This is a genomic window from Trichlorobacter thiogenes (assembly GCF_900167465.1).
GTDB classification, from domain to species: Bacteria; Desulfobacterota; Desulfuromonadia; order Geobacterales; family Pseudopelobacteraceae; genus Trichlorobacter; species Trichlorobacter thiogenes.
Map to the genome: position 1 here is coordinate 1 of NZ_FUWR01000001.1, position 13,570 is coordinate 13,570.

At 53.3% G+C, this 13,570-nt stretch carries 14 protein-coding genes and 2 tRNA genes; 6 read left to right on the plus strand and 10 right to left on the minus strand.

The annotated features are described in order from the left end of the window. The coding region (locus tag B5D39_RS00005; RefSeq protein ID WP_139366628.1) for a transposase at window positions 1–297 on the plus strand (297 nt) is incomplete at its 5' end. A gap of 65 nt (window positions 298–362) precedes the next feature. Here the strand turns inward: B5D39_RS00005 and B5D39_RS00010 are convergent. The 5 genes from B5D39_RS00010 to B5D39_RS17175 are packed head-to-tail and all read right to left on the minus strand — an operon-like array spanning window position 363 to window position 4,732. Continuing rightward, on the minus strand, window positions 363–1,196 hold the full coding sequence (locus tag B5D39_RS00010; RefSeq protein WP_078788331.1) for a CvfB family protein: 834 nt from the start codon (window positions 1,194–1,196) through the stop codon (window positions 363–365). A gap of 10 nt (window positions 1,197–1,206) precedes the next feature. Further along, complete coding sequence (locus tag B5D39_RS00015; RefSeq protein ID WP_078788332.1) at window positions 1,207–1,806, minus strand: PqiC family protein; 600 nt, start codon at window positions 1,804–1,806, stop codon at window positions 1,207–1,209. Beyond that, window positions 1,803–3,470, minus strand: a complete 1,668-nt coding sequence (locus B5D39_RS00020) for a PqiB family protein (protein WP_078788333.1) — start codon at window positions 3,468–3,470, stop codon at window positions 1,803–1,805. The genes B5D39_RS00015 and B5D39_RS00020 overlap by 4 nt, the downstream gene beginning before the upstream one ends. After that, window positions 3,467–4,102: a paraquat-inducible protein A gene (locus tag B5D39_RS17170; protein ID WP_208610526.1), complete on the minus strand. Its 636-nt coding sequence runs from the start codon at window positions 4,100–4,102 to the stop codon at window positions 3,467–3,469. Before B5D39_RS17170 ends, B5D39_RS00020 begins: the two co-directional genes overlap by 4 nt. Continuing rightward, window positions 4,103–4,732 (minus strand): paraquat-inducible protein A, encoded by a 630-nt coding sequence (locus B5D39_RS17175; protein WP_208610527.1) that lies wholly within the window; start codon window positions 4,730–4,732, stop codon window positions 4,103–4,105. Between the two features lie 141 nt (window positions 4,733–4,873). Here B5D39_RS17175 and hemE point away from each other — a divergent pair, with 141 nt between their 5' ends. The 5 genes from hemE to B5D39_RS00050 all read left to right on the plus strand — a co-directional run bounded on the left by hemE (window position 4,874) and on the right by B5D39_RS00050 (window position 8,826). Next, complete coding sequence (gene hemE / locus B5D39_RS00030; protein ID WP_078788334.1) at window positions 4,874–5,896, plus strand: uroporphyrinogen decarboxylase; 1,023 nt, start codon at window positions 4,874–4,876, stop codon at window positions 5,894–5,896. A 6-nt stretch (window positions 5,897–5,902) separates the two neighbouring features. After that, window positions 5,903–6,262, plus strand: coding sequence for a VOC family protein (locus B5D39_RS00035; protein WP_078788335.1), 360 nt, complete (start codon window positions 5,903–5,905; stop codon window positions 6,260–6,262). Then, entirely contained in the window at window positions 6,259–6,732 is a 474-nt protein-coding gene (locus B5D39_RS00040) for a WbuC family cupin fold metalloprotein (protein WP_078788336.1), read from the plus strand. Before B5D39_RS00035 ends, B5D39_RS00040 begins: the two co-directional genes overlap by 4 nt. Continuing rightward, window positions 6,708–7,295 carry an SH3 domain-containing protein gene (locus B5D39_RS00045; RefSeq protein ID WP_139366629.1) on the plus strand — a complete coding sequence of 196 codons (588 nt, stop codon included), beginning with the start codon at window positions 6,708–6,710 and terminating at the stop codon, window positions 7,293–7,295. Before B5D39_RS00040 ends, B5D39_RS00045 begins: the two co-directional genes overlap by 25 nt. A gap of 226 nt (window positions 7,296–7,521) precedes the next feature. Next, entirely contained in the window at window positions 7,522–8,826 is a 1,305-nt protein-coding gene (locus B5D39_RS00050; RefSeq protein WP_078788338.1) for a pyridoxal phosphate-dependent aminotransferase, read from the plus strand. A gap of 151 nt (window positions 8,827–8,977) precedes the next feature. Here B5D39_RS00050 and B5D39_RS00055 read toward each other — a convergent pair. The 5 genes from B5D39_RS00055 to B5D39_RS00075 all read right to left on the minus strand — a co-directional run bounded on the left by B5D39_RS00055 (window position 8,978) and on the right by B5D39_RS00075 (window position 13,456). Then, a tRNA-Glu gene (locus tag B5D39_RS00055) sits at window positions 8,978–9,055 on the minus strand. Between the two features lie 6 nt (window positions 9,056–9,061). Beyond that, window positions 9,062–9,137 (minus strand) — tRNA-Lys (locus B5D39_RS00060). Between the two features lie 46 nt (window positions 9,138–9,183). Beyond that, window positions 9,184–10,476 (minus strand): adenylosuccinate synthase, encoded by a 1,293-nt coding sequence (locus tag B5D39_RS00065; RefSeq protein ID WP_078788339.1) that lies wholly within the window; start codon window positions 10,474–10,476, stop codon window positions 9,184–9,186. Between the two features lie 21 nt (window positions 10,477–10,497). Further along, window positions 10,498–11,787 (minus strand): ATP phosphoribosyltransferase regulatory subunit, encoded by a 1,290-nt coding sequence (locus tag B5D39_RS00070; RefSeq protein ID WP_078788340.1) that lies wholly within the window; start codon window positions 11,785–11,787, stop codon window positions 10,498–10,500. Window positions 11,788–11,920: 133 nt separating this feature from the next. Continuing rightward, entirely contained in the window at window positions 11,921–13,456 is a 1,536-nt protein-coding gene (locus B5D39_RS00075; protein WP_078788341.1) for a hypothetical protein, read from the minus strand. Window positions 13,457–13,570: the final 114 nt, after the last annotated feature.

Below are 13,570 nucleotides of genomic sequence, written 5' to 3' on the forward strand. Positions count from 1 at the left end.
CTGAACCGTAAAAAAATCAGCGCACTTGTCGGTGTCTGCCCCTATAACCGAGATAGCGGACACTTCAGAGGCAAACGCTGTATCAGTGGTGGCAGAGCCGATATACGAAGCGTACTTTACATGGCCACTCTTGCGGCAACACGTTTCAACCCGGTTATCAAGGCATTCCATAAGCGACTGAAAGAGGCTGGCAAAGTGCCAAAAGTAGCGATAGTAGCATGCATGAGAAAGCTACTGACCATTTTAAACGCCATGATTAAAACCAGTCAAAAGTGGAAGCCAGCTATGGCTAACTAAATGTTACTACTTGACAGAGAACACAGTTGCTCTGTGCACTCTGTGGCCAACTGTTGTTTTGCGGTTTAATTTTTTAGCCTGATACCATCCTCTGCCATATTGATCAGACCTTCGCGGTACAGCCCGCCCACCGCTTTTTTGAAGCTCTTTTTGCTTAACTTCAGCAGTTCAGAGATGGATTCCGGGCTGCTTTTATCGTTTAAGGGCAGAAAGCCGTCTACAGCACTATTCAGTGCAGCCAGCACCAGACCCCTATCAGAGCGGGCCTCCTGGGCGCCTCCCCTGCGCAGGGTGATATCAATCTTGCCGCCGTCCCGAATCTTTTTTACATAACCCCGCAGCTGCTCCCCTGCCTTTGGTTTGCCATACAGTTCACTGCTAAACAGCATCCCGACGTAGCGACCATTAACCACCACCTTGGCCCCCAGATCGGTGTAGGCATAGATGAACAGATCAACGGCATCCCCTTCAGACAGAGAGCTATCTGCAGGCTTCAGAAACCGGTCCAGCCTGGCTGTGGCGGCAATCCTGCCACTGCTGTCCTGATAAACCCTGACCAGCACCTGCTCACCTTTTTTGACCGGAGCAAGCTGCTCGCTAAACGGCAGCAGCAGGTCTTTGTCCAGGCCCCAATCCAGGAAGGAACCGACCTTGGCGTTGGTGACCTTTACCTTTAGGAGGGCAAACTCACCCACCACCGCAAACGGCCTCTGGACCGTTGCCACCGGCCGATCCTCTGAATCAAGATAGACAAACACCTCCAGCTCGGTTCCGATCTTTGCGCCTTCAGGAATAAACTTGCCCGGCAGCAGGATATCTCCCTCATCAGAGGTTAAAAAGGCACCTGACGGAGTAATTCTGGCAATTTTAAGATGGTGATACTGGCCAATCAACTGCATAGGGACGCTCTCATTCTTTTGTTTGTAGGCTGCGTAGGGATTGGACCACTTCTTTGGACAGGGTTGCAACTGCCCGGCTGTAGCCAGCCACTACAGCTTCATAATCAGCAGCAGCAACCGGTTCAACCAGCTTTGAGCGGCCTGTTACCGGCTTGGCACCTTTTGCGCTGCGAATCTCCCAGAGCGCATCAACCACAACCGCGTTACCCGCCTGTTCAAAACGCTGAATATCCACAAACAGCCGATACTCTGCACTGTTTGCCGCATGTTGAGGGTAGGCTGAGACACGGTCACTGTTCATCAAGCGGGAAATATTTTCTGCCAACAGCCGTGGTAGTGCCGACTTTAACGGTTCTGCCCAACGCTGGGTTTCAAGGATGGCAACCCGTGTGCCTGCATCCGGCACCACCAACTGGGGCCGGTCCACCAGCTCTGGCAATGTTACTGATGCAATGGCGATGCTGGGACTTGCCCCCCTGGGGGTCGTCGCCTCTGCCACCAACGGTGTCAGGGTATAAAAGGTAGTCTGGGGTGATCTACCGCATCCGCCCAGCAGAAACAAGCCGGACAGGCCGCACATCATGGCGGTAAGCAGGGGTTTGACACTCATCGCAGATCCTCCTTCTTGCCACGGAGCAGAGCTTCAGGGTTACGCTCCAGATACTCACCCAGTACCCGTAACGACTGGGCTGCCCGCCCCAGTTCACGCAGGGTGTCACGCAGGTCAACCTGCAGCGGCGCATCAGCCGACATGGTCTGTTTGACCTCTGCCAGGGCCTTATTGGCACCGTCCAGGGTCTTGCGGACATCCTCCATCATCAGCCGCGTTTCCGGCACCACCGTTGTATCAATATTCTTCAGCAGTTTATCAGCACTCTTCAGGGTGACATCCAGCGACTGTACGGTTTTGCGTGCATCACCGGTCAGTTCTTCAAGCGGCATCTTCTCAAGCTTTTGTACTATCTTCATCAACGAAGTCTGGAACTGCGCCATATTGCCGCTAATGGTAGGCAGTACGGCAGGATTTCTGCCCCAGTTGATTCTGGCCGGGGCTGCTTCAGGAAAGAAATCCAGGGCCACATAGAGCTGGCCGGTGAGCAGGCTGCCACTTTTAAGCTGCGCCCGGAAGCCTTTTTTTACCATGGCATCCAGCAGTTTATGCGAGTCTGCGAGCGATTTCTGATCAGTGGAAGAAGAGGAACGGGGCTTGAGCCGTTCTGGGTAGAACCGGATCTGGACCACCATGGTTACATTCTTACTTGCCGGGTCCAGTTCAGCCTTGATTTTGGCAACCTCTCCCACCGTGATGCCACGCAGATCCACCGGGGCGCCAATCGTCAGGCCACGAACTGACTCTTTGAACACCAGGATATAGTTTTCAACAATATTATCCGGGCGTTTTAACGCCTCTTCCTTATTGCTGAACAGGGTAAAGTTCCTGCCCTGCTCTGCCTGGGGCGCCTCATCAAAGTCATCGGGGGTCTGGAAGGCGATCCCCCCCATCACAATTGAAAGCAGTGATTCGGTATTAACCGTCATGCCATTGGCGTCCAGCTTGAAGTCAATACCACTGGCATGCCAGAAAAGGGTGCTGTTTCTGACAAATTTATCGTAGGGGGCCTGTACAAAGACCCGCAGCGTGACCGTCTCACCATCTTTCTCCAGATCAGAAGAGACCACTTCCCCCACCTGCAGATGCCTGAAAAATATCGGCGACCCCACAGAAAGTGATCCAATGTCAGTTGCATGCAGCACAAACTGGCGGCCCGGCATATCCATGGTAACCACCGGCGGGGCTTCAAGGCCGGTAAAGGCGGTTTTATCCTCCTTTGACTTACCCGCATCCATACCGATATAGGCCCCCGCGGTCAGAGTCCCCAGACCTGAAACACTGCTGCCGGTAATCCGTGGGCGCACCACCCAGAAACGGGTATCAGACTTGAGGAAATCAGCCGCCTCCTTGGCCAGATCTGCAGTAACCAGAACACTGGAACGATCCTTGGCAATGGTGATTGATCTGACCAGGCCGATCTGGACATCCTTGTACTTGATCTTGGTCTTACCCGCCTCGATCCCCTCACCACTCTTGAAGCTGATGGTAATGACCGGACCTTTTTCGACATACGCCTTGACTGCCAGTGAAAGGCCGACGATCAATGCAACGATCGGTATCAGCCAGATCAGCTGTGCTGAACTTCGGCGACGTCGATCAATAATGGCATCGGGAATATCAGCCGGTTGTGCAGCTTCTTGCTTAGAGTCTGTTTCACTCATAATTCTCTCTCTTTTCTCAGCGGGTCCCACATCAAACGCGGGTCAAACTCCATGGCTGCAAACATGGTCAGCACCACCACCGCACCAAAGGCGATGGCTCCGGTACCTGCCCTGACCGTAGCAAAGGACTGGATCTGCACCAGGGCTGCCAGCAGCGTTACCACAAAAATATCCAGCATGGACCAGCGGCCCACCAGCTCCACAATCCGGTAGAGCAGAATCCGGTGTTTAATCCCCCAGGTTGAACCTCGGCGGACTGAGACAAGTAACAGGGTTAATACCACCAGCTTAAAGAGCGGCACCAGGATACTGGCAACAAAGACTATCACAGCAATACCGGGGTTACCGTTATGCCAGAGGTGAATCACACCACTGAGAATGGTATCCTTGCGGTAACTTACCAGGGTGCCGGTTTCCATCATGATCATCAGGTTTGCCGGAATGTAGAGAATGTATGCTGCGATCAGAAACGCCCAGCAACGGTGCAGGCTGTCTGGTCTGCGGAAATGGAGCCGCGTATTGCAGCGAGGGCAGCGGGCCGCCAGATCACCCTGCTCAAGCCTGGAAACCAGACCACAGACATGGCAGGCGCAGAACCCCTGGCCTGCCGCTGACCGGCCGGGCCATGCCATCTACAGCCCCTCCCGGCGTTGTTTCAGGTCCAGATGCATCCAGACATCCCGTGGATTAAACGAAGAGGCCAGCGCCGCCAGCAGCAGGGTTAAGCCACCAAATGACCAGAGCGCCACCCCCGGTATAATCTTGAAATCCTGCACCAGCTTGACCAGCGAAACCAGGATCCCCAGCATGAATACCTCAACCATCCCCCACGGTTTGATGGTCTGTAACAACCGCATGACCTGGCTGGTTCCTGGCAGCAGATGTCCACGGTACAACGGCAACAGCAGATAGAGCATCAAGCACAGCTCCAGGGCCGGCACCAAAATAGCGGTTATAAAGGTAAGGCTGGAGACCAGCGGCATATCCTGATTCCAGAGGTCATGTACCGCCTGCAACAGGGTGACCGCATTGCCGTTACCCTGCAGGTTGATCCCCAGAATGGGAAAGCTGTTGGCAATCAGGTACAGGATGGAAGCAGCCACCGTCAACGCCAGGCTGCGGTTAATGCTGTCTGGAAGATTGCGATACAGTGTTGCTCCGCAACAACAACAGCAGGCCGCCTTCCCTTGCGGCAAAGGGATTTCACGCAGCAGCAGATCACATTCATGGCAGGCTATCAATGTTTTGTGAGGTTCAGGCATAGTCGAAAACTATAAACGACAGCCAGAGAAAGTCAATCAGTCGTAACACTCTGCACAGGTATGTCTGACGGCTTTTTTGTGGCACGAACAGGGCCGATAATGCTATAGTGCCGCCGTTTCCAGATCTGCGAGGTATATACCATGAACAATCGTTTTCTAGATGCCTGTTGGGGCAAGCCGGTGGACCGCACTCCGGTCTGGCTGATGCGTCAGGCTGGCCGTTATCTGCCTGAGTATATGGCTGTCCGTTCCCGCTGCAGCTTTCTTGAGCTGTGCAAAACCCCTGAACTGGCTGCGGAAGTTACCATCCAGCCGGTGGATATTCTGGGGGTGGATGCAGCCATCCTGTTCTCCGACATCCTGACTCCGGTTGAGCCGATGGGGCTGAAGCTGGACTTTGTGCCGGGTCCGGTCTTTGAAAATCCGGTTCGCACCATGGCTGATGTAGAGAAACTCCGCATTCCAGATCCTGAAAGCGACGTTCCCTATGTGCTACAAGCGATCAAGATCCTGCGCAAGGAACTGGCCGGCAAGGTGCCGCTGATCGGTTTTGGCGGGGCTCCCTTCACCCTGGCCTGCTACATGGTGGAAGGCAAAGGCTCCAAGGACTGGGCCACCATCAAGCGGATGATGTATGCCGCGCCAGAGGTCTATGCCGCCCTGATGGAAAAGGTGACCATGATGGATATGGAATACCTGAATGCCCAGATCAAGGCCGGTGCCCAGGCGATCCAGATCTTTGATACCTGGGGCGGGGTACTCTCACCAACCGATTATGAAAAATATGTCCTGCCCTATACCACCAAGCTTATCAACGGACTGAACCGCAAGGAGACTCCGGTCATCCATTTTGTGAAAGGTTCCGGCACCATGCTGCCTGTTGTACAAAAGGCTGGCGGTGATGTGATGGGTCTGGATTGGCACATTAACCTTGGCGCTGCCCGCGATATTCTGGGGCCGGAGATGGCGGTACAGGGCAACCTTGATCCAACCACACTCTATGCCCCCCATGCCGTCATTGAACAGGAAGTCAAGCGGGTGCTGGATGAAAACGGGGGACGCCCCGGCCATATCTTTAACCTGGGCCACGGCATTCTGCCCACCGTACCGCCAGAAAATGCCAAATTTATGGTTGACTGCGTACACAGACTTTCACAGAGGTAAGCGACCATGTCCGTTTCCATGAAAAATATTGTACTGTTTGTGACTGACCTGCAAAAGGCCAAGACCTTTTATGCTGATCTGCTGGGTCTGCCCCTGGCTGGTGAAAGCCAGATGATGATGGAGTTTTTTCCCGGCTCCGGCACCACCCTGGGGATCGCCTTGGCGCTGCAGGATGATGCCCGGGCCCTGGTGGGGCGCTATACCGGCATCTCGCTTAACGTAAAAGGGATTGATAAGCTCTGTGATCGCCTAAAGGGTGGCGGTGCAACCTTTATTGAACCTCTGGAAGAATCCCCCTGGGGAAAGATGGCGGTGGTGGCTGATCCTGACGGCAATCAGTTTGCATTGGTGGAAATGCCCAAATGATCACCGTAGATAGCCAGCTGCTGAATCAGTTGACTGAAAAGGCCAAGGCATCGCCCCGCCTGCGGATGAACCACAATTTTCATCCGGCCAACGAATCCGCCTGCCATCGTCTGCTGAATGCTATTGAGCCTGGCTCGTATATTCGCCCCCACTGTCACCTTGATCCTGAAAAGGATGAGAGCTTTGTCTTGTTGCGTGGCCAGCTGGGGGTGATCTGTTTTGACGCTAACGGTGCGGTATCCGAGAAAGCCCTGCTGATTGCAGGCTCAGATCAGGCCGTTATCACTATTCCCCATGGTGTCTTTCATACGGCTGTCAGCCTGTCACCGGGCACCATTTTCTTTGAAGCAAAGGCAGGCCCCTATATCCCGTTTTCTGAAGCAGAGGTCGCTCCCTGGGCGCCACTGGACACAGACCCTGCCTCACCTGCCTACCTGCAACAGTTATGCGCGCTTTTCAACTCACACTAATTACCTTCCTGCTGTTTTTAAGCACCACGAGTCAGGCCGCCCCTAAAATGCGCCCCTACAGTGGTATCGGTGTATTGCAGATCTCCTCTGTTGGTGTTACCGACGCACTTCAGCTCTATGGCGATCCTGGCGTCGCCCGCTGTTGCAAGGTTGAGGCATCTGCCATCACCCATCTCAACAGCTGGCTGTTTGGCAATGACCAGCCACCATCCTTGCTGGTGACAGCCCGTAAAGGCGAATGGCTTGAGGTGGAGCATGACGATGCTGGCAGAACCGGCTGGATCATGCAGGAGCGCCGCTGGAGCTACACCCCCTGGGAGCAGTACCTGAAAGGCAAGCTGATTTTGTTTCTCCGCAACAGCCCCAAAAATCAGATTCAGGTTGTCGCCCGCCCCGGTGTCAGCAAAGGGGTACCAACAACAACCAAACAGCCGATGAAGGTGATTATGGCACAGGGCGACTGGGCCTACGTACTACTTGATCAGACCAGCGCAGGCTGGATCAGATGGCGCGACGCCGATGGACGCCTGCTGGTCGGTTTTGAGTCTTCTTTGCCCAAATAATCCGTTGACGGCCCGTTACTGCACATGTTAAGAGAGCAGTCTATGTATTCTTTAACTACTATCAATGCAGCAGCACGAGCTATCACCGCCGCGGCAGACGCAGCCGCGGAGATCTCTGCTGCCCGCTGATCGTTTCGACACAACCGTTACTGAACAGCCGTAGGCATGCAGCCTGCGGCTGTTTTTTATTATTAGTCGTCAATTTAGATACTGGAGGAGCTAAATCATGCGTGTGCAGCTTGTACCGGCCGGAACCGGTGAACTGACCTATGAAATCAGAAACATTGTCAATGTTGCCGAGAAACTTCAGAAGTGCGGCGTCACCATCAATTGGGAAAACATCGGTGACCCGATTGTCAAAGGGGAGCAGATCCCTGGCTGGATGAAAGAGATTGTCTCGTCAGCGGTGATGGACAACGAGACCTGGGGCTATTGCCACACCCGTGGCGTTCTGAAGACCCGTGAGTTTATCTGTGAAACCACCAACCAGCGTGGTGGCGCACAGATTACCCCTGAAGACATCATCTTCTTCAACGGCCTGGGTGATGCCATAGCCAAAATTTACGGCTGCCTGACCCCTGATGCCCGCGTCCTGATGCCGTCTCCTTCCTACACTACCCATACCCTGGGTGAAGTCGGACACGCCAATGCCCCATCGGTACATTTCCGTCTTGACCCGGAAAACGGCTGGCGCCCGGATCTTGCAGAGCTGCGCAGTCAGGTCCAGAACAACCCATCGGTCTGCGCCATCATGATCATCAACCCGGACAACCCCACCGGCATGGTCTACAGCAAAGAGACCCTGCAGCAGATCGTTGCCATAGCCAAAGAGTTCGGTCTGTTTATCATCTCTGACGAAGTCTATAATAACGTCGTCTATAACGGAGAAAAAACGGTTCCGATCAGTGACGTGATTGGCGATGTGCCGGCCATTTCGCTGAAGGGGATCTCCAAGGAGTTCCCCTGGCCCGGCTCACGCTGCGGCTGGATTGAGGTCTACAATGGTCAGTCAGATGAGCAGTTCCGCAAGTATATCAATTTGATCCTGACCAGCAAGATGAACGAGGTCTGCTCAACCACCCTGCCGCAGACCGTTATCCCGGCCATCATGCAGCATCCCCAGTATCAGGTCTACCTAAAGGAACGGATCAGCCTCTACGAAAAATCCAGCAACATCACCTACAACTTCCTTAAGGACGTGCCTGGGCTGCTGGTCAACCGTACCAACGGTGCCTTTTACATGGCTGTAGCCTTCAAGGAAGGGGTTTTGAACAGCAGCCAAAGCCTTCCTATTGCAAATGACGAAGTACGCAATCTGGTTGAATCGCTGGTTAACCAGCCTGGCGTGTCTCCAGACAAACGTTTTGTCTATTACACCCTGGCAGCCACCGGCATCTGCACGGTACCACTTTCATCCTTTGCCACCAGCCTCCAGGGCTTTCGGGTTACCCTGCTGGAACGTGATCCTGCCGAGACTGAACGGATCTACAAGACACTGGCCAGCAAAATCAAAGAATATCTGGCATCCTGAAACAGTAAAGGGAGGCGTAAAGGCCTCCCTAATATTTCTTGGACAAAGTCCTCGCCTCTGGCGGGGACTTTTTTATTGTCACACAAACAGAAAAGCCCACGATTGCTCGTGGGCTTCTGTGCTCAAACCGGACAATGTCCGGGATTTTAATTGGCGTCCCCAGCCGGATTTGAACCGGCGTCGCCGCCGTGAAAGGGCGGTGTCCTGGGCCGGGCTAGACGATGGGGACGCATGATGGTGAGCCGCGCCGGGGTCGAACCGGCGACCACCTGATTAAAAGTCAGGTGCTCTACCAACTGAGCTAGCGGCTCAAGGAATCTCTATTTACAACAGATCGATCGGCGATGTCAATGCTTTTTATTCACCAAACGGATTTTTTAACATCATGGTCTGATCACGACGTGGACCAACCGAGACCATCACGATCGGACAACCAGCCAGCTCTTCCAAGCGCTTGACATATTTCTTTGCATTATCAGGCAGTTGATCAAATGACCGCACACCGGTAATATCAGTATTCCAGCCTGGCAGCTCTTCGTAGACCGGCACACAATTTTCAAAGGTCTCAAGCTTCGCAGGGAGGGTTTCAAGCGCCTGCCCCTCAAAGGTATAGCCGGTACAGACTTTAATGGTCTCAAAATCGCTCAGCACGTCCAGCTTGGTCAATGCAATACCGGTCAGACCATTGATGCGCACGGCATACCGAATCACCATGGCGTCAAACCAGCCGCACCGACGGGGACGACCGGTGGTGGCACCAAACTCGCCGCCCACCTGACGCAGTTTCTCGCCGGTTTCCTCCAGCAGCTCTGTAGGAAACGGCCCGCTACCGACACGGGTCACATAGGCCTTGGAGATACCGACAACCTCGTGGATCTCACGGGGGGAAACACCGGTACCGGTTGCAGCTCCACCAGCGCAGGTTGAAGACGAGGTAACAAAGGGATAGGTACCATGATCAACATCAAGCAGCGTACCCTGGGCACCTTCAAACAGCAGCTTCTTACCGGCAGCAACCGACTTTGACAGCACCAGTGAAGTATCAGCCATATACTTCTTCAGGATCTCAGCAAAGTCCTGATAGGTACGATAGATCTCATTATAGTTCAGCGCTTCTTCGCCAAGCCGCTCAAGAATGGCATTTTTCTCGTCAAGGTTTTCACGCAGCTTGCGACTAAACGCCACCGGATCAATCAAATCCATCAACCGGACACCGCGACGGCCAATCTTGTCTTCGTAGCAAGGGCCGATACCACGACCGGTGGTGCCGATCTTCTTGTCACCACTCTTGGCTTCACGGGCAATATCAATCGCCTTATGGTACGGCATAATGATATGCAACGATTCAGAGAGCAGCAGAGTGCTGTCATCTTCAAGGCGACCAGCCGCCTTCAGACGGTTGACCTCCATAATAAACACTTCAGGATCAAGCACCACGCCATTACCGATCACGCAACGCTTGCCAGCATGCAGCACACCGGAAGGGATCAGGTGCAACACCACCTTCTCATCACCAACCACCAACGTATGTCCGGCATTGTTGCCGCCCTGGTAGCGGACAATCTCGTCTGCATACTCGGTATAGATATCAACAACCTTGCCCTTGCCTTCATCGCCCCACTGGGCGCCTACCACTACCACGTTTGCCATTGTCATGTACTCCTGATTGTTTCAGCTTCGTGGCAAAAACTGCTGCCAAAGCTGTTCACGCGTTATATTTTGCTCTGTGCGGCCTACTGACTGTATCAGCCTGTACTGTCCCTGCTCTTGCACACTGCCACCAATTACCAGCACAGCCCGTATGCCGGATTGAGCAGCGTAGCTGAGTGATGAATCAAGATCCCGTTTGATGATATCTCGAGCCACAGCATAGCCGCGCTGCCGGAGTTCACGGGACAGCTCAAGCGCCTCGCGCCGATCATCAGCTGCGTTAAAGATCAGCAGATCACGCTGTTCGTGCTGCACCTCGCCCTGAAGCTCAAGCGCCTGCATCAAGCTGAAGAGGCTACAGGTAAAACCGGTCGCAGGGGCATCAAAACCGTAACGGCCGATCAGGTCATCATAGCGCCCACCACTGAACAGAGCATCACCAATCCCCGGCACAAAACCTTCAAAGGTCAGACCGGTATGGTAATCAAGGCCTCGGGTTTCTCCCAGGTCGATGGTCAAGCAGTCACTCACACCGTGGAGAGCCAAAATTTCAACTACCTCAACAATATTCTGCAAGGCCTGCCTTGAACGCTCATTCCGAACAATTCGCGCAGCCTCTTTAAGCACCTCACAGCCACCAAACAATCTCGGCAACGCCATCAGCTCTGAACGAGACGACTCAGACACGGGATAACGACCAAGCAACATCTCCACCGAAGAAACATCCTTTAACGCAACCGCCTGCTGAATAGCCCGCAACGGCTCGCCAACAAGGCCTGAAGCCTCAAAGACCCCCTGGCAAAAGGCAACCTGCCCCAGATCCACCTTAAAATCGCGCAATTTGGCAGTTGTCATCACCTCAACCGCCATGGCCACCATCTCGGCATCTGCCTCAGGCGAATCAAGACCGATAAGCTCAACACCGGCCTGCATGATCTCACGACTACGACCACTCTGCAGCTCTGCGTGACGCAGCACCCGTCCGGCATAACTGATCCGGTGCGGTAGCGGTTGATCTTTCAGACGAGTGGCAACAATCCGCGCAATCTGCGGGGTGCTGTCTGGTGGTATGGCCAGCAATCGACCGGTCTGCCAGTCGTCAAAGCGGAAGGTTCGGGCCCGTAACCCCTCACCCATACCAATTGCCAGCACATCCTCAAACTCAAGTGCGGGCGGCAAAACCTGCTGGAACCCCCAGGCAGCGGCAACCCTCAGAACCTGCTGTTCAAGCTCCGACAAGCGGGCAGCACGGCCCGGCAGGTAATCAGCCACGCCACGGGGCAGGCTGGTATCTATTTGTTTAGCGATCAATTGACTCTACCTTCTTTTCTGTAAGCACAGACGCACAAAAGCCGGAGGAGTATGCCATATCCCCCGACAGGTGTCAAAACAAAGGCGGCATGGTTTCCCAGGCCGCCTGTATGTATATCAATTTACAAAACGACTATTCAACCTTCTTAATCTGCAGTGCTGTCGCGCCCTTGCTACGCATTAGTACATCTTCACGCTGGGTCAACTGAAGCAAAAGCAGCTCACTCTTGCCCTCATCAAACCAAAAATCAGGCATGTAATTCTGTGTATCTTTGGTACGCCAGACCTCTTCCAGAGCAGCGCCATTCCAGTACAGACTGTAAACTGCCCCGCGCTTGTACATACGGGCATTGCCCAGCACCCAAAAACCATCATTCTTTCCAACCAATACTTCTTGTTTTGAGGTAACCTGGATACGCTGATTCATAAAGAACCACCGATATTTATCCCCATATGTTCTGACACGGTCCAGATCTTCTACCTGATAATAAAGCTCAGAACCACCAAAGGCATCATTGCTCCGCCAGAGTTCTTTATGTTCCTTGTCGTAGACGATCAGGTAGTTATTCTCATGGTATACGACTGTCAGTAGTTCTCCGCTGGGATGTTTAAACTGGTTAAAACTATAAACATTACCGTAACGAGGCATTGAGATTTTATTCTTCTTAATGATCTTCTTACCCTGCCACACCACTTCAAACACATCACCGTAGAACTGATCGTCTCCACGTCCCTGTTCCTGCGCATACAGCTTTAGAGGGCCGCCAGCGAGCGCAATAGCCCTAAAAAAATAGGGAAGACCTTCAGCAATCTTCACTAACTTATTATTTTTTAGCGCCCAGGCCTCTGACGACAGCTCCCCACCATTCATAATGGTTACATATAGTTCCGGCGCTCCATTTGCGTCCGCATCAATATAATCGAGCCCGACAATTCTCTTGCTGCCATCCAAGCTGAATCCTGTGAATGGGCGACCTTCTCCCTCGTAGAGTGCAGCCACAGATTGGTTCTGGGCCATAAACAATAATCGCTTACCGTCTGCTTTCATTTCTCCCATTGCCAGCAGATTATACATACCGTCCAGCCGCTTGATCTCACCCTTGTTAGGCGCCCCACGATAAAAAGCCTGCGGCCTAACGATGTCGCCTTGTGGAGCTCGCTGTAGATCCCCTTGATCGCCAGGCATAGCAGCACGAACAATATCGCCGCCATGCTGACGTACCGGCACTGTTGTCAACGGCACAGCTACGACCTGAGCTATACGAGGAATACCGTTTGCTGACAGCTTAGCCTCAAGATCAGTTATCAGCTTCTGAGCCAAGCTTGCTGCTGCCGCAAACAGAGCATCCTGACCACCGTCACCACTAACAAAGGTCCTCGTCACCGTCTGACCACCTGTGGTCTTGACAACCGCATCAATATTATACTGCTTGCCGATGCTTATGTAAGTACCATTTACCACCACCTCAGCCTCGGCAGCAGTTGCCACTGAAAGCAATTTGTCACTGGAAAGCCGCGATGCCAACAAAGACTGTACAGCAACTTTTGTTTCATCTTTGGCAGCAGCACCTACGGCGTTCATCTCACCCACATAGACCCGTAATGGCGCAGCAGCAAAGCAGGGCACAGCAGTTAATAAAACAACAAGTAGCACCAGTAGTTTTTTCATACTTCCTCCAAGTCATTGCAACCTTCAAAGCGCACAGAGTATGTCATATTGGCAGAGACCTGTCAAAACAAAGCCTTTACGCAGCACCACCTACAGACTTCACATAAAAAAACG